Genomic DNA, 19,951 nt, shown 5'->3' on the forward strand with positions numbered 1-19,951 from the left:
CATTCACATCAGTAATGTGATCTCAACCAGCCACTCCGGCAGTGAATTGGTAAATTTACTACAAACACCCACACCCACCGAGTCAACCAACAAAACCCGACACATCAGGATTTAATCTCGCAAAAATAAAAAACACCAGAGCAATAGCCAATTACCACCCCATTTATCCTCGCGCATCGAGATTTTGTTATGACATTGTAATAATGAAAACAGCCGGGATGTCCAATTGACCTTGCCGAAAAATCCCATTAGTTTGGAGATTCGCCACCTCAGGCGGACGGAACCACAAGAGCCAATCGCAATTTATGCAGTCTGTTGACGACAGCGCGATGCAAGGCCGAGCAAGGGAGAAATGCAATGTCACTATATGATCCAAAGCTGGAGAGGGATAACTGTGGCTTCGGCCTGTTGGCCCACATGGAAGGTGAAGCCAGCCACAAGCTTGTCCGTCTCGCGATGTCAGCATTGGCTCGCATGCAGCACCGCGGCGGTATCTCCGCCGATGGCAAGACCGGCGACGGCTGCGGTCTGTTGCTGCAAAAACCCGACAGCTTCTTTAGAGCGGTCGCCGAAGAGAAGGGATGGCACCTGGGCCGCAACTACGCGGTCGGCATGCTGTTCCTCAACCCCGATCCCATCCTGGCCCAGGCCACGCGCGACATCATCGACGAGGAGCTGGAAAAGGAGACCCTGAGTCTGGTCGGCTGGCGCAAGGTGCCCATCGATACCAATGTACTCGGTTCCATCGCCAAGGCGTCCCTGCCCAGCATCGAACAGGTCTTTGTCAACGCCCCGCCCGGCTGGGTCGACAAGGACCTCGAGCGCCGCCTCTATATCGTGCGCCGCCGCATCGAGAAGCGCATCAGCGACGACTACTTCTATGTGGTCAGCCTCTCCAACCTGGTCACCGTCTATAAAGGGCTGTGCATGCCGGTGGACCTGCCGCGCTTCTATCTGGATCTCGCCGACATCCGCATGCAGGCGGCCATCTGCGTGTTCCACCAGCGCTTCTCCACCAACACCAGCCCACGCTGGCCGCTGGCGCAACCGTTCCGCTATCTGGCCCACAACGGCGAGATCAACACCATCGCCGGCAACCGCCAATGGGCCAAAGCGCGCAGCTACAAGTTTGCCACCCCGCTCATTCCGGATCTGCAAGAGGCCGCCCCCTTCGTCAACACCACGGGGTCGGATTCCTCCAGCCTCGACAACATGCTGGATCTCTTCCTCGCCGGCGGCATGGACCTGTTCCGTGCCATGCGTCTGCTGATCCCGCCTGCGTGGCAGAAGCACCCGAACATGGATGACGACCTGCGCGCCTTCTACGACTTCAACTCCATGCACATGGAGCCCTGGGACGGCCCGGCCGGCATCGTCATGACCGACGGCCGCTACGCCACCTGCGCGCTCGACCGTAACGGCCTGCGCCCGGCCCGCTACGTCATCACCAAGGACAAGTTCATCACGCTGGCCTCCGAAGTGGGCACCTGGGACTACACCCCGGACGAGGTGCTGGAGAAGGGCCGGGTCGGCCCGGGCGAACTGTTCGTGGTGGATACCAGCAACGGCAAGATCTGGACCAGCTTCGAGATCGACGACGACCTCAAGAGCCGCCACACCTACAAACAGTGGATGGACAAGCACTGCAAGCGACTGGTGCCGTTCGAGCAGATGGATGACGCCAGCACCGGTGCCCGCGAGTTCTCCGACGATCAGCTGAAAACCTATCAGAAGCTGTTCGGCTACTCCTATGAGGAGCTGGACCAGATCATCCGGGTACTGGGTGAAAACGGCCAGGAAGCAGTGGGCTCCATGGGGGATGACACCCCCATGGCGGTGCTCTCCTCCAGCCAGCGCACCCTGTACGACTACTTCCGCCAGATGTTCGCCCAGGTGACCAACCCGCCCATCGATCCGCTGCGGGAGAACCACGTGATGTCGCTGGCCACCTGTATCGGTCGCGAGCAGAACGTGTTCAACGAGACTTTCGGCCACGCCCACCGAGTGCTGTTCCAGTCGCCGATCCTGCTCTACTCCGACTTCCACCAGTTGCTGGCCCTGGAAGGGGAGCACTATCGCCATCAGGTGATCAGCCTCAACTTCAGACCTGAAGAGGGGTTGGAAGCGGCCATCCTGCGCGTCTGTGAAGAAGCCAAGGCTGCAGCCAAGGCCGGCACCGTGCTGCTGGTGCTCTCGGATCGGGACGTCACTGCCAACACCCTGCCCATCCCGGCCGCCATGGCGGTAGGGGCGGTGCAGCGTACCCTGGTGGACAACAACCTGCGCTGCGACGCCAACATCCTGGTGGAGACCGCCAGCGTGCGCGACCCGCACCACTTCTCTGTGCTGCTGGGCTTTGGCGCCACCGCCATCTACCCCTACCTTGCCTACGAGACCCTCGCCAAGCAGGTAGAAGAGGGCGTGCTCAAGATGAGCCTGCGCCAGGCCATGCTCAACTACCGCAACGGCATCAACAAGGGGCTCTACAAGGTGATGTCCAAGATGGGCATCAGCACGGTGGCCAGCTACCGCTGCTCCCAGCTGTTTGAAGCGGTGGGCCTCTCCAAAGCCGTGGTCGAGATGTGTTTTCGCGGCGTATCGAGCCGCATCCAGGGTGCCGACTTTGCCGACATCCAGCAGGATCAGTTCAACCTGGCGCGCCAGGCCTGGCTGGCCCGCAAGGCCCTCACCCAGGGTGGCCTGCTCAAATTCGTCCACGGCGGCGAGTACCACACCTACAACCCGGACGTGGTGCAGACCCTGCAGACCGCGGTGCGCTCCGGCAACTATGCCGATTACAAGGAGTACGCCCGTCTGGTGAACGAGCGGCCGATTGCTACCCTACGCGATCTGCTTACTCTGAAGAAGGTCGACAATCCGGTGGTGCTGGATCAAGTGGAGCCTGCGGCCAAGCTGTTCCCCCGCTTCGACTCCGCCGCCATGTCCATCGGTGCACTGGGGCCGGAGGCCCACGAGGCGCTGGCGGTGGCCATGAACCGGCTCGGCGGTCAGAGCAACTCCGGCGAAGGCGGCGAAGATCCCAAGCGCTTCGGCACCGAGAAGAATTCGCGCATCAAGCAGGTGGCCTCGGGGCGCTTTGGCGTCACCCCCCACTACCTGATGAACGCCGACGTGGTGCAGATCAAGGTGGCTCAGGGCGCCAAACCCGGCGAAGGGGGCCAGCTGCCCGGTGACAAGGTGACGGCCCAGATCGCCAAGCTGCGTTACTCGGTGCCCGGCGTGACCCTGATCTCGCCACCGCCCCACCACGACATCTACTCCATCGAGGATCTGGCCCAGCTCATCTTCGACATCAAGCAGATCAACCCAAGCTGCCTGGTCTCGGTGAAACTGGTCTCCGAGCCCGGCGTCGGCACCATCGCCTGCGGCGTGGCCAAGGCCTATGCGGACTTCATCACTGTCTCCGGCTACGACGGCGGCACCGGTGCAAGCCCGCTCACCTCGGTCAAATACGCCGGCTCCCCCTGGGAACTGGGGCTGGCCGAGACCCAGCAGGCCCTGGTCGCCAACGGCCTGCGCCACAAGGTGCGGCTGCAGGTGGACGGTGGTCTCAAGACGGGTCTGGACATCATCAAGGCGGCCATCCTCGGCGCCGAGAGCTTTGGCTTCGGCACCGGCCCCATGGTGGCGCTCGGCTGCAAATACCTGCGTATCTGCCACCTGAACAACTGCGCCACCGGCGTCGCCACCCAGGATGAGAAGCTGCGCCGCGAGCACTTCACCGGTCTGCCGGAGATGGTGATGAACTACTTCAAGTTCATCGCCGAGGAGACCCGCGAGCTGATGGCCGAACTCGGTGTCACCCAGCTGACCGACCTCATCGGTCGCACCGACCTGCTGGCAGCCCTGCCCGGCCTCACCGCCCGTCAGGCCAAGCTGGACTTGTCCGGCATCCTGGCCCGCCCGGTAGCACCGGAAGGCTCCAGCCTGTTCAGCCAGCAGCACAACCCCACCTTCGACAAGGGGCCGCTCAACCTCAAGATGGTGGAAGACCTGCTGGATGCCGTCGAGAACATGAGTGGCGGCGAGTTCCGCTACGACATCCGCAACACCGACCGCTCCGTGGGTGCGCGCCTCTCCGGCGAGATCGTCAAGCGCCATGGCAACCAGGGGATGGCAGCGGATCCGGTTCGGGTTCACTTCAACGGCACCGCAGGCCAGAGCTTCGGCGTCTGGAACGCAGGCGGTCTTGAGATGATCCTCACCGGGGATGCCAACGACTACGTGGGCAAGGGGATGACCGGCGGCAAGCTGGTGATCAAGCCCCACGTCGGCGTGGCGTTCAAGTCCCACGAGGCAGCCATCATCGGCAACACCTGCCTCTACGGCGCCACCGGCGGCAAGCTCTATGCGGCCGGCACCGCCGGCGAGCGCTTCGCGGTGCGCAACTCCGGCGCTCTCGCGGTGGTCGAGGGGATTGGCGACAACGGCTGTGAATACATGACAGGCGGCATCGTCACCGTGCTCGGAGAGACCGGCGTCAACTTCGCGGCAGGCATGACCGGCGGCTTTGCCTACGTGCTCGACGAGTGCGGCAGCTTCGCCAAGCGCACCAACCCCGAGCTGGTGGAACTGCTGGACGTAGCGGATCTTGCCATCCACCAGGAGCACCTGCGCGGCATCATCACGGCGCACCTCAATGAAACCGGCAGCTCGCGCGCCGAGGAGATCCTGGCCAATTTCGACTCCTATGTGCCCAAGTTCAGGCTGATCAAACCCAAGTCCAGCGATGTCAAATCGCTGTTGGGCCACACCAGCCGTTCCAGTGCAGAACTCAGAATCCAGGCGCAATAAGGAGGGAACCCTATGAGCCAGAACGTATTCCAGTTTATCGACGTCCAGCGGGTCGACCCGCCCAAGAAGCCGCTCAAGATCCGCAAGATCCAGTTTGTGGAGATCTACGAGTCCTTCAACCAGGCCCAGGTCGGCATGCAGGCGGATCGCTGCCTCGACTGCGGCAACCCCTATTGCGAGTGGAAGTGCCCGGTGCACAACTACATCCCCAACTGGCTGAAGCTGGCCAACGAGGGACGCATTCTGGAGGCGGTGGAGCTCTCCCACCAGACCAACAGCCTGCCGGAGGTGTGCGGCCGGGTCTGCCCGCAGGATCGTCTGTGCGAGGGTGCCTGCACCCTCAACGACAGATTCGGCGCCGTGACCATCGGCAACATCGAAAAATACATCACCGACAAGGCGTTCGAGATGGGCTGGCGCCCTGATCTCTCCAGGGTGGTCAAGACCGGCAAGCGGGTCGCCGTCATCGGCGCCGGTCCCGCGGGCCTTGCCTGTGCCGACGTGCTGGCACGCAACGGCGTGACCCCCGTGGTGTTCGACAAGTATCCGGAGATAGGGGGCCTGCTCACCTTCGGCATCCCCTCCTTCAAGCTGGAAAAGGAAGTGATGCAGCGCCGGCGCGAGATCTTCGAGGGGATGGGCGTGGAATTCCGCCTCGAGACCGAAGTGGGCCGTGACGTCACCTTCGCCGACCTGCTTGGCGAGTTCGATGCGGTCTTCCTCGGGGTCGGTACCTACAAATATATGAAGGGCGGCTTTGCCAACGAAGAGGCGCCGGGGGTCTACGACGCCCTGCCCTACCTCATCTCCAACGCCAACCGCTTGCTGGGCTTCGAGAAGGCGCAGGCCGATTACATCGACTTCGCCGGCAAGCAGGTCGTGGTGCTGGGCGGTGGTGACACCGCCATGGACTGCGTGCGCACCGCCATCCGCCAGGGTGCCGATCGGGTGATCTGTGCCTACCGCCGGGATGCCGAGAACATGCCAGGCTCCAAGCGGGAGGTGAAGAACGCCCAGGAGGAGGGGGTGGAATTTATGTTCAACCTCCAGCCCATCGGCGTGGAGCTGGACGCCCATGGCCGTACCTGCGGCATCAAGGTGGTGAGCACAGAGCTTGGCGCCCCCGATGCCAACGGCCGCCGCAATCCTGTCGTGATCGAAGGCTCCGAGCAGGTGCTGGCTGCCGATGCTGTGGTGATGGCGTTCGGCTTCCAGCCCAACCCCCAGCCCTGGATGGCGGAGTACGGCATCGAGCTCGACGGCCGGGATCGCATCAAGGCGCCGGAGCAGGCCGAGTATGCCTTCCAGACCAGCAACCCCAAGGTGTTCGCCGGTGGCGACGCGGTGCGCGGCTCAGATCTGGTGGTCACCGCCATCTACGAGGGTCGCAAGGCCGCCGAAGGGATCATGGACTATCTGGCCGTATAACCCGCCATCCCTGACCTGTACCAACTAACAAACAGCCCCGCTTATGCGGGGCTGTTGTTTTATGTTTGCCGCTAACCGCGATGCAATAGCGGGCACACCCTAGCCAGGTCATGTCGGGGAGGCGCTTGGAGATCATGAAAAAGGGGACATGAGGCAGGCGGCGGGATGGTCACGGCACATCATGAACGACTCCGCTGGCGGTAGCGCGCCAGCGGAGGGGATCAGGCGGGTTGCGGCTCCCGCGGAATGGTGGTGACCCAGTGGCGACGCCAGTGCGGCGCCTCGTAGAGATCGGGCCAGAACTCGGTCTGGTGCCAGATGGCATTGCCGCGCACCGTGTGAAAGGTGATGGCACGGGCCTCCACCTCGCCATCGGTGATCAGCACCTCGGTCACCACTTCCCGCCCCTGCTCCAGCAGGCGGACGACGTCGAAATTCCAGGGGCCGGCCGCCGGATAGCGCCGGTTGATCTCGACGAAGTTGCTACGCCCCTCGATCCGCTCCCCCGACTGGGGCCAGTCGCAGATGAAATCTTCACACAGCCAGCGGGCTGCCTTGGCAAAATCATTGCTCTGCATGGCCTGCCAGTAGGCCTCCACCACCGCTCTTGGTTCCATGGTCTTGTTTTCCATGCCAGCCCTCCTACAGACGCACCACCAGCCACTCCCCCTTGCCCACCGGCACCAGCGAGGTCGCGAAGGCCGGATCCTGCTCCACCTCTGCCATCCACTCGGCCAGCTCCTCCCGATGGGAGACGGCATTGTCCACCACCAGCAGGCCGCGGGGGGCCAGCAGGCGCAGGATCTCGGGCCACCAGGCCTGGTAGTGGCGGCGATCGGAGTCGAGGAAGATGAGCTGATAAGCGGCCTTCGGCAGGGTGGGCAGCAGGGTGCCTGCGTCCCCTGCCAGCTGCTCAATCCAGGGGTCGAGCCCGGCGCGCTCAAAGTTGGCGGCCGCCATGGCCCGTTTGCCCTCGTCCAGCTCTATGGTGGTGACCCGGCCCCCCAGCCGTTTCGCCGCTTCAGCCAGCCAGAGGGTGGAGTAACCGTTGGAGGTGCCTATCTCCAGCACCACCTGTGCCCCTCTCGTCTGGACCAGCACCGCCAGCAGTTCGCCGGTGTCGCGGGTAATGTTGAGCATCTTGCTGCCACGGGAGTGTTGTGCGCCGTCGTGCCGCTCGCCAAACAGCTCCAGCTCCCGTTTCAGTTGTTCCAGTGCCATGTCTCCTCCTTGACGGTGTAAACGAGTCGGCCCGGTGCATGGCATGGCTGGGCCGACCCCGATGTTCATCATATGGCTGCCTGTTCGTCATCCGGGGGCGTATCCCCCAGCAGGTAGCGAGGGCCGCTGCCAAGGGCGGCGGCCTGATCATCCGGATTGTAAAGTGCGCAGTGCTCGAGGGAGAGGCAACCACAGCCGACACAGGCGCCGAGCTTCTCCTTGAGCTGCTGCAGGGCCGCGATGCGCCGCTCGAGCAGCCCCTGCCACTGACCGGCAATCCCGACCCAGTCGCTGCGATCCGGGGTGCGCCCCTCGGGCAGGCCGGCCAGGGCCTCGCCTATCTCGCCAAGGCTCAGCCCCATGCCCTGCGCTACCCGGATGAAGGCGATGCGACGCAGCACATCCTGCGGATAGAGCCGCTGTCCCCCGTCGCTGCGCACGCTGCGGATCAGCCCCTTCTGCTCGTAAAAGCGCAGGGCGCTGGCCTTGACGCCCGAGCGTTTGGCAATCTGGCCGATGGCCAGCCATTTGCGTTCCATCGCCACGCTTGACCTCAAGTTAGCTTTAACTTGCACAATCCTGTCTCCCCTCATGAAAGGAGTCAAATGATTATGCATTATCTTCATCAACTGCTCGATGCCAACCAGGCATTTGCCCTCAATGGTCGCGGCACCACCAACCACTGCCCGATGGCGCTGCACGCCCTGCATGAGATGAGCGCCAGCCCAGCGCGGCTGCAGCGTTTCTTTGCCCACTGGCAGGCCAATCATGCCCTGGCGGGGGGTGAGCAACAGCAGGGGGATGAAAAGGAGATGCAGTTTGTCCGGCTGCGTCAGCAGTTGGCAGCACGGCTGGCCGCTGAGGGTTGGCTGCCCGCCTTTGGCGACCTGCTGGAGCAGGGGCTCTCGCCAGCAGGCGGCGCCTTTCATCCGCTGATCCGCCTGGCCTGCGCGCTGGAAAATGGTCACCTGGGAGAGCAGGCCGCCGCCCTGGCTGCCTGGCAATGCGACCCCTTGCGGGTGCCGGCCGGGCAGGGAGCACCGGTGCAGGATATCGACGGCCTGCTGAGCGTACTGGCGCAGCAGTGGGAAGGGTCGCGCTGGCAGGGCGACTGGATCACCGAGCGACTGCGGCAGGTGACGGATGCGCCGACCTGGGCGGCGAGATTGCCGGGCGGGCTCCCGTCATCCTCGGATCTGCTGGTGCAGCTGGCCGACGCAGCCCTCGCCCTCTACTGGCAGACCGGCAACTTTACCGTACTGCACATGGTGACCGGCAGTCGCGCCGCCGCCATCGTCGCTCGCCATTTGCCCGCGCCATGGCAAGGGCGCTGGCAGACCCTGATGTGGCAGGCGGTGGCGGCCGCCTATGTCACGGTCGGCGCACCGTCACTGCAAAGGCCGGTCTGGCCCGATACCGGCAAGCTGGCGTGGCAACACGTGCTGGCCAGCGCGGTGGAGAGCCTCGACGATCACGTGATCAAGCTGGTGCACTGCTGCTGGCGGGAGGGGCTCGCCAGGCCTTTGCTGGCGGAGCGTTATCTGGCGCTGGCTGCCCGCGCAGCGGGTCTGCTGGCGCCCCTTAGCAGGCCGGATGCCATCTAAGGGCTGGGCTCCACAAGATGGGGCCGCCTCTAGGAGGCGGGCAGCCGGGTGAAATGAATGACGGGGCAGCGGGGGGCCACGCCCCGGGTCAGGGTCAACGGCTGGGCACGGTAACTCAGCCGGTAGCTGCCGGGCCGGGAGAGATCGTAGACCAGGGTCAGATCCGCGTCGGCCTGACTCTGCTGACCAGCCCCCAGCAGGAAGAAATCCTCGGCGCCCGGGTTGCCCCGCTTGGCCAGCGGGCCCTTGTAGGGCAGCGGCTGTTCATCGAGGGTGAGATCGATGGCATCGGCAAACCAGCCTTCGAACGGCGTGAACCAGCTCAGCACCTCGAGCGGCCCCTCCCCCCGGTTAGTCAGGGTCATCACCAGCGGCAGCGGCTCGTTGACCCGGCTTTGTGCCTTGACCGACAGCTCGCACTGCAGGGGGGCCAGCGCCAGGGTGGTGAGCAAGAGTGTCATCATGGTCGCTCCTTCCTGTGACAAACGACATGGACAAAAAGGGGCCTTGCGGCCCCCGGTCGGCAAATCAGTTTTCGCTCGGCGTGTTTTCGGCGAAGTACTCGTGGTTGTCGGCGTTGTTGAGCGCCTTGACCGGATCCGTCTTCGCCAGGTTGCGGGCATTGGCCTGACCGTAACCCAGATCGTCGGTGCCCGCCACCACATTGAAGTGGCTCAGCTCGTGGACGATGGTGCCGGCACGGGAGTCAGTCCCGCTGACCGGTGCGGTCCAGAAGCTCTTGCACAGGTAGACCTTGTAAGGCTGATCCGGATAGACATAGGCAAAGTAGCTCTGCTTGCAACCACAGTCGAAGGTGAGCGGCTTGTTGTCGATGGCATCCTTGATCTTGCTGAAGTGGGTCTCGGCCTGATCCCAGCGCGACGCATCATAGGCGCCAAACCAGCTGCGGTAACGCTGGCCATCCGGCTTGTCCACCGCCAGGTAGCTGCTGGAGTTATTGGTGATGCCGCTGGCGGCATCGAGCGCCGCCAGGATGTCGCTCTTCTGGGTGTTGGTGCAGCGGCCGCTGAAGCTGACCGAAGCGGTCACCGCCTGCGGCTCGACCAGGGGAGCCGCCTTGGCCAGCACCCGTTCGTCGCTCACCCCTTCCACCCACAGGGTCACGGCATTGGACTCGCTCGCCTGGGCCTGCTTGGCCTTGGCGGCTTTCGCCTCTTGTGGCAGCGTCGGCAGCAGATAGCGGATGCTGTACTGGCCCTGGGCGCTCATGTCGTAGAGACCGGAGACTTCAGCCTGCACCGTCAGGCTCTGGCCGGCCTTGAGCAGCTGGAAGTCCTTGTCGGTCGGGGCAGCCCGCTTGATCAGGGCCCCCTCATAGCTGACCTGCTGGCCGTCCCGCTCCACCAGAAACAGGGGGGCATCCTCGCTGCCCGGCAGTTGCCACTTGAGCAGGCGAACCGGCTTGTCCCCTGTGTTGGTCAGGGTCAGGTTGACGCGCACGTCGTCGCTGCTGCCATCCACCAGGGTGAGCTTGGCATCGAGCCCGGCGGCGCAGAGCGGAGAGGCCAGCACGCCGGCCAGCAACAGGGCAATGGGAGTCGCTTTCATCATGTTTCCTCATTCATTGAGTGTCGCCTTGTCAGGCGGTTTGCTTCCTTCAAGGCCCTCTTTGGGGCTCAACCACCCTAGAGCAGTTTTTTTCTGCGACCATCCCACCATATGGGTGACGCCCCCCAGGATAGGGGGAACGCCAGGCATCCCTCGCTGCTGCGACAACAATCGCGGCCCCTCCCCCTTGCCCCTGTCTGCATTCCCCGTCCGGCGGATTGCGTCCATAAAAAACCCCGGCACCGGGCCGGGGTCTCAGACAAATGGCAATCACTCTTTGCAGGGGCCCGCCAGCAGGGCCAGCGCTGGCAGCGCATTGCCCGGCACCAGCCGGTAGGCCTTGTGGTGCTTGACCAGGGTGGTCTTCTTGTTGCCCTGGCTCAGCAGCAGGCCGTGGGTGAAGGCGCCTTGCGCCAGTCGGGCCTCGTCGCCGCGCACATAGAGGGTGAGCGGCTTGACCAGCTCACCCGCCTCGATGTGGCCCTGATACTCGCTGGCACTGATGATGAGGCTAGGCTGACCGCCCGACTGCAGGCGCAGCTTGGCGCTCACCTCGCTGTCGGTGATCACAAACCAACCTTCGGCCGCTAGATCGGCCAGCAGGGCCGCCAGCTTGCTCCCCAGCTGCAGCGGTTCGCATGTGGCCCGCTCATACTGGCGAATGATCCGCTCAAGCAGCCCCTTGAGATCGGCGCCGGCCCCCAGGGTGCGGCCCAGCTGCACCCACTCTTTCAAATCCTCCATCACCAGGCGGGAGAAGCGTTTCTCCTTGAGGGATTCCGCCATCCAGCTGCAGAGAAAGTGGCTCTCTTGCGCCGGGGTGCGCTTGCCAGCCTTCTGCTCGGCGGTACGGGCCAGTTCGGCCAGGCTCTGGCTGGCCATCTCGAGCAGGGCCTGATTGTAGGTGGTAGAGGTCATAAGCAATCCTTCAGTTGACCGCGACGAGTCAACACCGATGACAGAGAAGGCAAAGGCGCCAGTGGCGCCTTTGCGGTTCAATAGAGCGTGCGCCCTTATTTAGGCTGACGCGGCTTCTTGGCGGCCGCCAGGCGCTTGAGGCGCTGGCCCTGCAGCTTGGACTCCGCCATGGCCTGGGCGGCGGCGTTGTCTTCACGCTGGGGGCGCTTGCCGAAGCGGCGGCGCTCCTGCAGCTGCTTGATCAGCTCGTCGCGGCTGCTCACCTCGTAGCCCGGCACCATGATGCGGCGGATCTTCTGGCCGATCAGCGCCTCGATCTCCAGCAGGGTGCGCTCTTCTTCACGGCTGACGAAGGAGATGGCCATGCCGCTCTTGCCGGCGCGACCGGTACGGCCGATGCGGTGCACATAGTCTTCGGCGAGGAACGGCAGATCATAGTTGACCACGTATTCGAGGTTCGGGATGTCCAGCCCGCGCGCGGCCACTTCGGTGGCCACCAGCACCCGCAGCTTGCCTTCGCTGAACTCGCGCAGCGCGCGGCGGCGGCTGCCCTGGGCCTTGTCGCCGTGCACCACGGCTGACTTGATGCCATCGAGGTTCAGCTCCTCCACCAGCTCGTCGCAGCTCTCGCGGGTGCTGGCGAACACCAGCACCTGCTGCCAGTTCTGCTTGCCGATGAGCTCGGAGAGCAGCTCGCGCTTGCGCTTCTGCTCCACCGGGTAGACGGTGTGGCTGACGGTGTCGGCAGTGGAGTTCTGCTTGTTGACGGCCACCACCTGCGGCTTGTCCAGCATCAGATTGGCCAGCTTTTTCACCGCCTCTGAGAAGGTGGCGGAGAACAGCAGGTTCTGGCGGGTCTTGTTGACCGCCTGCAGGATCTTCTGCACATCGGCGCTGAAGCCCATGTCGAGGATGCGGTCCGCTTCGTCCAGCACCAGGGTCTCGACCCCGGAGAGGCTCAGGTTGCAGGCAGTGAGGTGTTCGAGCAGACGGCCCGGGGTCGCCACGATAATGTGAGCGCCCGCTTTCAACCGCTTGGCCTGCACGTCCTGCTTGCCGCCACCCACGATGGTGAGGGTGGTGATATCCAGATACTTGGCGAAGTCATTGATGTTGCTCGCCACCTGGGCCGCCAGCTCGCGGGTCGGGGTCAGGATCAGCACCCGGGCGTTGGAAGGCTGCACCGGCGCCGGATTGTCCACCAGTCGCTGCAGGATCGGCAGGGCGAAGGCGGCGGTCTTGCCGGTGCCGGTCTGGGCGCTGGCCAGCAGGTCACGGCCACGGCGCACGGCCGGGATGGCCTGGCTCTGCACAGGGGTCATCTCCTGATAACCGCACTCTGAGATGGCGCGCAAAATCTCGGGGGCAAAATCGAACGATTCAAATCTCATAATGGGTTCCTGTGTTCCAGCGGGACTGTGGCTGGCCTGGTTGGCTCGGCATGAGCAAGAAGTCGGCTATGACCACCGACGGCTGTGCCTGACATCAAGTCAGAGAGTGGCCGGAAAATGGCGGGCGCGAAGTGTAACAGATAAGCGGCGCAAATTCTGCCTCAAAAACGTCCCTTTTCACGGCGTCCCGGATCGCCCCCCATGGACCGGGCCGGGCTGGCTCCAGCTTAGCCTTCCTGCCCGTTTCTGACCTGGAAATCGCGCTGAAACAGGCACATGCGGATGGCGGTACGGTAGTGACCATCGATGAAGAACTCCTCTTTGAGCTCCCCTTCCGGCTCGAATCCCAGCGCCTGATAGATGTGGATGGCCCGGACATTGTCCCGATCGACGATGAGATAGAGCTTGTGCAGGTTGAGCACGTTGAAGGCGTACGTCATCGCCTTGAGGGTTGCGCTCCTGGCATACCCCTTCCCCTGATGGGCGGGGGCGATGATGATCTGGAATTCGGCGCGGCGATGGATGCTGCGAATGTCCACCAGCTCCACCAGCCCCACTTGGCTGCCTGCCACCTCGAGGATGAAGCGGCGCTCGTGCTGGTCGTGGATGTGCTTGTCATAGAGCTGGGCCAGCTCCATGTAAGCCTCGTAAGGCTCCTCGAACCAGTAGCGCATGATGCTGGCGTTGTTGTTGAGCTGATGAACGAACTTGAGATCCTCGCGCTCGAGGGGACGAAGGGTCAGGGTGTCGGGGGATGACATAAGGTACCTGCTTGCAGATTGGAAGGGTGCCGGCCAGCCAAAGGGGGCGGCGCCATGACATGAAGAGGGGGAGAAACAGGGGCAAGGCCCCTGCCCCCTTAGCGGATGCGGTTGGTCGGTCGCTTGAGCAGACGGATGGCGATGGCCGCCATGGCGATAACGAAGAGGCCGAGGGAGGTCACCAGCAGGCACTTGGTCAGCAGCTCGTGGTGCTGGGCGAACACCGGGGTCGCCATCACGAACTTGCCCACCAGACTCAATACCAGGGCCCAGAGGAAGGCGCTGGCGAAGCTGGCGATCATCACCCGTGGCAGATGCAGACGCGAGACCCCCATCAGCATGGGCGTCAACACCCGCACGAACGGCACGAAGCGGGAGGAGAACATGGCCCAGAAGCCGTAGTTGTGCAGCAGGCGCGAGGCTCGTGGCAGGCTGCCATCCGGGATCATTCGCTCCACGTGGCCCATGAAGGAGGTGCCGTGCAGCGCCTGGCCCTGCACGTAGGCGATGAGGCTGCCAAGCCCGGCGGCAAGCGGCATGTAGAGCAGCGTCACCTCGGGGCCGAGCACCCCCATGCCCACCAGGCCGCCGGCCAGCAGCACCAGGCTGTCGCCGGGCAGGGGCAGGAACACGAAACTCGATTCAAGAAACAGGATCACCACCAGGCAGGTGACGAGCAGGCCCACGGCCTGCATCTGGATCAATTGGTCAAAGTCCTGTTGCCATATGGCAAGCAGCATCTCCTGCATCTGGTGACTCCCATCAACTTCATGAGGTGGCCCGACGGCCTCCGGTGCGGCAGACCCTCCCCTGTCGCCAACCCCTCTCTTCCCTGAGGGAGGCCCGTTATACACCCGGCCAAGTGAACAAGAAATTAATACAGGTCACGGATAGACGAGATAATCGGCTGCGGGCCCTAAAAAAATGAGGCCCGCATCTGTCGTGCGGGCCCCGGCCATCCAGGTACTCAGCTGTATTTGAGCCGCTGCAGCTTGGTGAGGGTGAGCAGGGTCTGGGCCGAGAGATCGCACACCGACAGCACGAAGGCGAGCTCGTCCGGGTGCCAGACCTCCTCCAACCGGGCCCGCTCGGCGATGATGAAACCGAGCAGCTCATCCCCATGCTTGAGGGGCGCCATCAGAATGGTGCCGGAGAGCCCCTCCAGCCCGAGCTGGGCCAGCATGGCGCCAAAGCGGGTCAGATCGTAGGGCTCGCGCAGGATGAGGCAGGGTTCGTGCTCGGGCTTGGAGGATTCGTAGCGCCCCTGGATCAGCGCATAGGGCAGGTGAAACCCCTGCTGATGGTGGAGCTTGGGCAGGAAGAAGAGATCCTGGCAGTACATGGATTGCCTGTCTTCGGCGCTGAACCAGACGCTGGCCCGCACCGCCCCGGTGCCGGCGCAGATCGCCTCGTTGATGTGACGGGCGGCCTGGCCCGGATCCTCGCCGGTCAGCAGATCGCTCTTGGCCAGGTGAATGAGGGCGCCGTGCTGCAGCTTCTGGCGGGCTTCGCTGTCGGCCTGCTGCTGGCGCAGGCTGTCGAGATGATCGAGCATCCGATTGCAGTCGACGGCCACCTGGGAGATCTCGTCACTGCCCTCCACCAGCAGGCGGCGCACCGCGCCGTCCTCGCCGATGAGCCGCAGATTTGCACTCAACCGCTGCAGGCGGGCGGCGATATAGCCGTTGAGGATCAGCAGCACCAGGCCGCCAAACAGCAGTACCCCCAGGCTCAGCAGCCAGAAGATGCGCCGCTCGACGGCCTTGCCCTCCAGCATCAGATCCCGTGGCAGGGTGAAGCGAAAGATCAGGGGATCTTCCTCTCGCAGGGTATCGATCTGGGCCAGGGTGAGCAGCCGCTCCTCCTGCGGCAGGATCAGGCTGTCATTGGCCCTGAGCCTGGCCAGAGTGGTGACCCCCAGGCTGGTGGCCAGCTGCTGCGGGCTGAGAAACGAGAGCGACAGATTGGTGCGCTTTTGCAGCTGATGAACCAGCCGGGTGTTGAAAGCCTTGAGCAGCAGCAGGGTGCCGCGGCTCGGCCCCTCCCCCTCGCTGGTCAGGATCTGGGTGGCGGCCAGCAGATAGTAGCGCTCCCCGTCGAACCAGATGCCACCATTGGGCTTGAGGCTGCCGTAGCGCACCAGATAGTCGGTGAGCGGCGCGAGCTCGTCCGGTGTCTGCGCCAGCAACTTGCCGCCATGATAGGCAAAGGCCACCTGCGGCTGCTTGTCGGCGTCATAAAGAGCCACCAGATCCACCGCCAGGGTCTCGAAGGTGCGGGCGTTGAGGTTGGCCGCCAGATAGGCGGGATCCCGGCTCGCCATGTAGGCGTAAGTGTCATCCCACTCGGACCAGTCCTGCCCCAGGATGGTGAGCTGATCCAGTTCGGCCTGCACCACGGCCCTGACCCGCTCGCGGTTGCGCTCCACGCTCAGGCGCTCCAGCTCGCCGAACTTGTTGCCCACCACATAATGGAGGCCGACATAGCCGACCCCCAGCAACAGCAGCAGCGTCAGCACTATGGTCAGCGTAATCTTGCGGCTGATCTTCATCTTTACCCACACTCCCGAACAGGTGACCCATTGAGTTTAATGGATTTTGCCTCGCCATCCGCCTTGTGTGCGAAAAACCTCGCCAGGGCGCTCAGCCCTTCGCCGCGGGGAGAAAACATCGCCTGAAAAGGTTCATTCGACTCGGTATATGAGCTGCCAAGCCAGCCAAAAATCGCTACAGTGTAACCGTGCCTCAGCGCAAGAGGCGTCACGGAGCCCGCCATGCTCATACCACTCGTTCACCCGCTGCGCAGCGCCCTGCTGCTCACCCCGCTGCTTGGCCTCGGCCAGCCGGCCATGGCCGAGGAGGAGTCGCGGGTGCAACAACGCGCCAATGCGGTGGTCTCCCTGATGACCTTCACCGTGGTGCCCGACATCACCGCCAGCAACATCAACATCGGCAGCGGCACCAATCAATCCTCGGCCCTCAACATGACCCAGGTCGGCGGCGGCGCCACCATGAGCGAGAGCGTACCGGTTTATCTGGAAGGGACCCTGGGATTCAGCCGCTACGATCCCCAGTTCGTGATCAGCAACGGCAGCGAGAGCCGCACCCTCCCCACCAAGTGGAACAGCCTGACGGCCACCGGCGGGATCGGCTGGGACATAGGGCTGCACCGGGACAGACACGGCGGCAACCTGGTGCTGCGCCCCATCGGCAACGTCACCCTTGGCACGGTGGCGAGCGATCTGCGCATCGGCAACTGGCTGCTGGGCCAGTACACCGGCAAGAACCTCGACTTTCTCGATGGCGGCCGGCTCGACGTCTATGGCCTCGGCGGCGCCATGATGCTGGACTACGAGCTCTTCTCCCCCGCTCAGGACATCGACGCCGAGCTGCGTTACTCCTATCAGCACCTGCAGAGTTTTGGCGGCACCGCCGCCAGCGTGACCGGCCAGGCCAACGCCGAAAACCTCGGCCTCTATCTGCGCCGCCGCGCCCCCATCGGCAGTCTGACGCTGCTGGGCAAACCCGTGCGCTACGTGCTGGAGGGGGCTCGCACCGAATACCTGGGCGAGCAGCGCGGCCTGCTCGGCTTCAACTCCCTCAACTCACTCGGCCTCGGGCTGGAGCTCGACAGCAGCAAGTACGATATCTTCGTCACCCGCACCCGGCTGGTGGCCCGCTATATGTTCAGCCACAACACCAGCGGCTACGGCGTCGGGCTGGCGATGAGCTTCTAGGCCAACCCTGCATTTATCTGCCTGCGCCGCTGGCTCAGGGCGTTGTGCCGCCTTCCTCGTCAAAGGTGGCGGCCAGGGACACCAAATAGACCGTCATGCCCCGCTGGCTATCAGACACACCACCTATCACTTTTGCCGGCCCCGGAGAGAGGAAGACCTGGTTGCTGAGCTCGCGCCGCTCGCCACTCTTGCCCAGCTGCAAGATGGTGATGTGGTAGACACCCGCGTCCTGACTGTCGCGTGTCACCTTCACCCGCTCCCCCTCTCTTTCAAACTGCCACACGGGGCCACCCTGGGCAGGGATCTCGATGTAACGGCTTTGCGCTGACAGTGGCTGCACGCTCAATTCCGTCGCACTCGCGGCAGAGCCAGCGAGCAGCAGGCTAAAGAGTATGGCGTTTGTCATGATGACTTCCTTCCCGGTTCATATGGTATTGCCGTGGCACAAGGTAAACGGGTTGCCAGCAGGCAACCCGCTCTTGCTTTACAAAAAGGTGGCAATCCTAACCAGTTTTCATCGCATAGCACAGGGGGCCTCCCTCAACGCGGTTCCCACGCCAGGCTATCACTACCAACCGCTTGATCCCGCTCGCACTTTTTCATCATTGAGTGATTTAACATTGCCAGATGACCCTGTATAAAAAGAGAACGCCCTTGTCTGCTGCACCAACCATGGATATCAGGGGCTTCCCAGACGGAAGAGATCGACAAGGACATCACCATGGCCAAGTTCCTCAATACCAGTGCAACCAATTACTTTCTTGAAGAACTGATCAAGGACGCCAAGGAGCGACTGATCCTGATCAGCCCCTTCCTCAAGCTCAATGCACGGAATGCAGATCCGGCGCCGGCTTGCCACAACACGGTACTGATGACCAGCAAATGGGGAGATACCAAGGGCAATAGTTTCTGGGGCTGTCCTAGCTATCAACAATACCGCAACCGGCTCCCTATTAAGAACTAAACATCGAACTAAAGGACACTTACTCCTGAGCGGATCACCAAATTCACATATTTAAATAAGGATGTTATATGCCAGAGTTAGCTATCTCAGATTTCACTAATATTGCTGTTGCAACTGGCTCACCTAAACACACAAAACTTAAGCAGATTGCACTAAGAGGGGATTATGCACACTATAAAGATTACTACTTGCAACTTAGAACAGCTATAAAGTCACTTTTTAGCCAAAAGAGACATGTTTCGTACCTGATCGAAATATCACGAAAGCAAAAAGACTCCAGTAAAAAAATAAAATTTGAACGCCTAGCTCATAACTTTATTAAGTGGCAGTCAGGTAAGAACATTGATGTATATGCATCATTGCGAGAGTCCTTTGTTTTTAATAGCACAACTATCCATTGCAATCCCGAGCTGAGCGCATTGATAAATGGCGTCCGAACTCATGTCAAGCTCCATTTTACCGAGAAGCAAAGAATGACCAAAGAGCGAGCTGACTATATCTGCTATTTAATGCATGAAGCAATTCAAGAGGCTGGTGCAGAATATATAGTTCTTGATCTGCATTCCGGCCAAGAGTTCAGACTTACCTCTGACAGAGACAGAATGGAGGAGAAAGTGTGTCGGGAAATATTATGGATTGAGCAGAACTGGCCGATTTAACTTTTAGAGGATTATTCATGAAGTGCGCACTAATTTATGATTTTGATGGAACCTTAGCGGAAGGTGATTGTGCCCAGCATGGGGTTATGCCCGAATTAGAGATAACTGATATACCTGAATTTTGGGCCAGCGTAAAACGTAGGGCAATGTACGATGACGGCGATGAAATATTGACCTACCTTGGTATGCTAGCAGAGAGGGCTAACATGCTTCAATCTGATGTCCTTAGTACAGAAAAACTAATGACGCATGGACAATCAATTCCTTTATTTAGTGGCGTTGATTCATGGTTCGATAGAATTAACAGCTTTGCTGAAAGTATTGACCTAGAACTGGAGCATTACATCATATCAAGTGGCCTTGATGCAATGATTAGAGGAACATGTATTGGAGACAAATTTCGTGATATTTATGCTTGCAAATATCACTACTCTGAAAATCAGCGCTACGCAACGTGGCCCGCACAAGCGATTAACTATACAACCAAAACACAATTCTTATTTAGAATAAACAAAGGAATTCATAATTCATGGGATAATGGGGAAGTAAATAAATTCATTGAACTTCAAGATAGAGACATACCATTTCAGAGAATGATATATCTTGGTGATGGCGACACAGATATTCCATCTATGAAAATGGTGAGGTATCAAGGTGGCAGGTCTATTGCTGTCTTTGACAACAAAAAATGGTCTCTAAAATCAACTCAAGATAAAGTAGAAAAGCTAATATCCGAAGAAAGAGCTGATTATGTCGTCCCTGCTCTGTATGATGAAGGCAGTCACCTAGACGTAACAGTAAAAGGCTTATTGAGGCTATTTAAAAGAAAGGGATAGTTCTTAACTATAAACAAAGGCGGCCAATTGGCCGCCTTTGTTACTTTTA

General features: G+C 61.5%; 18 protein-coding genes. 7 read left to right on the forward strand and 11 right to left on the reverse strand.

All coding sequences use genetic code 11. From position 1 onward, the window contains the following. Positions 1–357: 357 nt before the first annotated feature. Positions 358–4,815: a glutamate synthase large subunit gene (gene gltB, locus I6L38_RS10710; RefSeq protein ID WP_201889321.1), complete on the forward strand. Its 4,458-nt coding sequence runs from the start codon at positions 358–360 to the stop codon at positions 4,813–4,815. 12 nt (positions 4,816–4,827) lie between these two features. Continuing rightward, positions 4,828–6,243: an FAD-dependent oxidoreductase gene (locus I6L38_RS10715; protein WP_017786178.1), complete on the forward strand. Its 1,416-nt coding sequence runs from the start codon at positions 4,828–4,830 to the stop codon at positions 6,241–6,243. 221 nt (positions 6,244–6,464) lie between these two features. On the opposite strand, the gene I6L38_RS10720 is transcribed toward I6L38_RS10715, so the two are convergent. From I6L38_RS10720 to soxR, 3 genes are all read right to left on the reverse strand, one after another. Next, entirely contained in the window at positions 6,465–6,875 is a 411-nt protein-coding gene (locus I6L38_RS10720; protein WP_017766677.1) for a nuclear transport factor 2 family protein, read from the reverse strand. Between the two features lie 10 nt (positions 6,876–6,885). Next, the gene (locus tag I6L38_RS10725) at positions 6,886–7,464 is read right to left on the reverse strand and encodes an O-methyltransferase (protein WP_216989544.1); all 579 of its coding nucleotides are present in this window, start codon (positions 7,462–7,464) and stop codon (positions 6,886–6,888) included. 68 nt (positions 7,465–7,532) lie between these two features. After that, positions 7,533–8,003: a redox-sensitive transcriptional activator SoxR gene (gene soxR / locus I6L38_RS10730; RefSeq protein WP_216989545.1), complete on the reverse strand. Its 471-nt coding sequence runs from the start codon at positions 8,001–8,003 to the stop codon at positions 7,533–7,535. Positions 8,004–8,069: 66 nt separating this feature from the next. On the opposite strand from soxR, the gene I6L38_RS10735 reads away from it, so the two are divergent. Beyond that, a complete protein-coding gene (locus tag I6L38_RS10735) occupies positions 8,070–9,068 on the forward strand; it encodes a questin oxidase family protein (RefSeq protein WP_216989546.1) in 999 nt (332 codons plus the stop codon). Between the two features lie 29 nt (positions 9,069–9,097). Here the strand turns inward: I6L38_RS10735 and I6L38_RS10740 are convergent, their stop codons facing one another. From I6L38_RS10740 to I6L38_RS10770, 7 genes are all read right to left on the reverse strand, one after another. Then, positions 9,098–9,532, reverse strand: a complete 435-nt coding sequence (locus I6L38_RS10740) for a hypothetical protein (protein WP_005302566.1) — start codon at positions 9,530–9,532, stop codon at positions 9,098–9,100. Positions 9,533–9,596: 64 nt separating this feature from the next. Continuing rightward, the gene (locus I6L38_RS10745; protein WP_019840285.1) at positions 9,597–10,640 is read right to left on the reverse strand and encodes a M35 family metallo-endopeptidase; all 1,044 of its coding nucleotides are present in this window, start codon (positions 10,638–10,640) and stop codon (positions 9,597–9,599) included. Between the two features lie 267 nt (positions 10,641–10,907). Next, entirely contained in the window at positions 10,908–11,555 is a 648-nt protein-coding gene (locus I6L38_RS10750) for a DUF2913 family protein (RefSeq protein WP_216989547.1), read from the reverse strand. A 95-nt stretch (positions 11,556–11,650) separates the two neighbouring features. Then, on the reverse strand, positions 11,651–12,946 hold the full coding sequence (locus I6L38_RS10755) for a DEAD/DEAH box helicase (protein WP_005302574.1): 1,296 nt from the start codon (positions 12,944–12,946) through the stop codon (positions 11,651–11,653). A gap of 227 nt (positions 12,947–13,173) precedes the next feature. Further along, a complete protein-coding gene (gene speG, locus I6L38_RS10760) occupies positions 13,174–13,707 on the reverse strand; it encodes a spermidine N1-acetyltransferase (RefSeq protein ID WP_216989548.1) in 534 nt (177 codons plus the stop codon). 98 nt (positions 13,708–13,805) lie between these two features. Next, complete coding sequence (locus I6L38_RS10765) at positions 13,806–14,456, reverse strand: DedA family protein (protein ID WP_010633561.1); 651 nt, start codon at positions 14,454–14,456, stop codon at positions 13,806–13,808. Between the two features lie 218 nt (positions 14,457–14,674). Continuing rightward, entirely contained in the window at positions 14,675–16,258 is a 1,584-nt protein-coding gene (locus I6L38_RS10770; RefSeq protein WP_017785940.1) for a CHASE4 domain-containing protein, read from the reverse strand. A 222-nt stretch (positions 16,259–16,480) separates the two neighbouring features. On the opposite strand from I6L38_RS10770, the gene I6L38_RS10775 reads away from it, so the two are divergent. Next, positions 16,481–17,443, forward strand: a complete 963-nt coding sequence (locus I6L38_RS10775; protein ID WP_010633558.1) for an autotransporter domain-containing protein — start codon at positions 16,481–16,483, stop codon at positions 17,441–17,443. A 34-nt stretch (positions 17,444–17,477) separates the two neighbouring features. On the opposite strand, the gene I6L38_RS10780 is transcribed toward I6L38_RS10775, so the two are convergent. Continuing rightward, positions 17,478–17,849, reverse strand: a complete 372-nt coding sequence (locus I6L38_RS10780; protein WP_216989549.1) for a hypothetical protein — start codon at positions 17,847–17,849, stop codon at positions 17,478–17,480. A gap of 315 nt (positions 17,850–18,164) precedes the next feature. Between I6L38_RS10780 and I6L38_RS10785 the strand changes: the two genes are divergently transcribed. The 3 genes from I6L38_RS10785 (at position 18,165) to I6L38_RS10795 (ending at position 19,902) form a co-directional block, all read left to right on the forward strand. Next, complete coding sequence (locus I6L38_RS10785) at positions 18,165–18,407, forward strand: hypothetical protein (protein WP_124250718.1); 243 nt, start codon at positions 18,165–18,167, stop codon at positions 18,405–18,407. Positions 18,408–18,475: 68 nt separating this feature from the next. Next, positions 18,476–19,066, forward strand: coding sequence for a hypothetical protein (locus tag I6L38_RS10790; RefSeq protein ID WP_201889327.1), 591 nt, complete (start codon positions 18,476–18,478; stop codon positions 19,064–19,066). Between the two features lie 17 nt (positions 19,067–19,083). After that, entirely contained in the window at positions 19,084–19,902 is an 819-nt protein-coding gene (locus I6L38_RS10795) for a haloacid dehalogenase-like hydrolase (protein WP_124250716.1), read from the forward strand. Positions 19,903–19,951 lie beyond the last annotated feature (49 nt).

This window comes from Aeromonas sp. FDAARGOS 1408 (assembly GCF_019048665.1).
Classification (GTDB): Bacteria; Pseudomonadota; Gammaproteobacteria; order Enterobacterales; family Aeromonadaceae; genus Aeromonas; species Aeromonas dhakensis.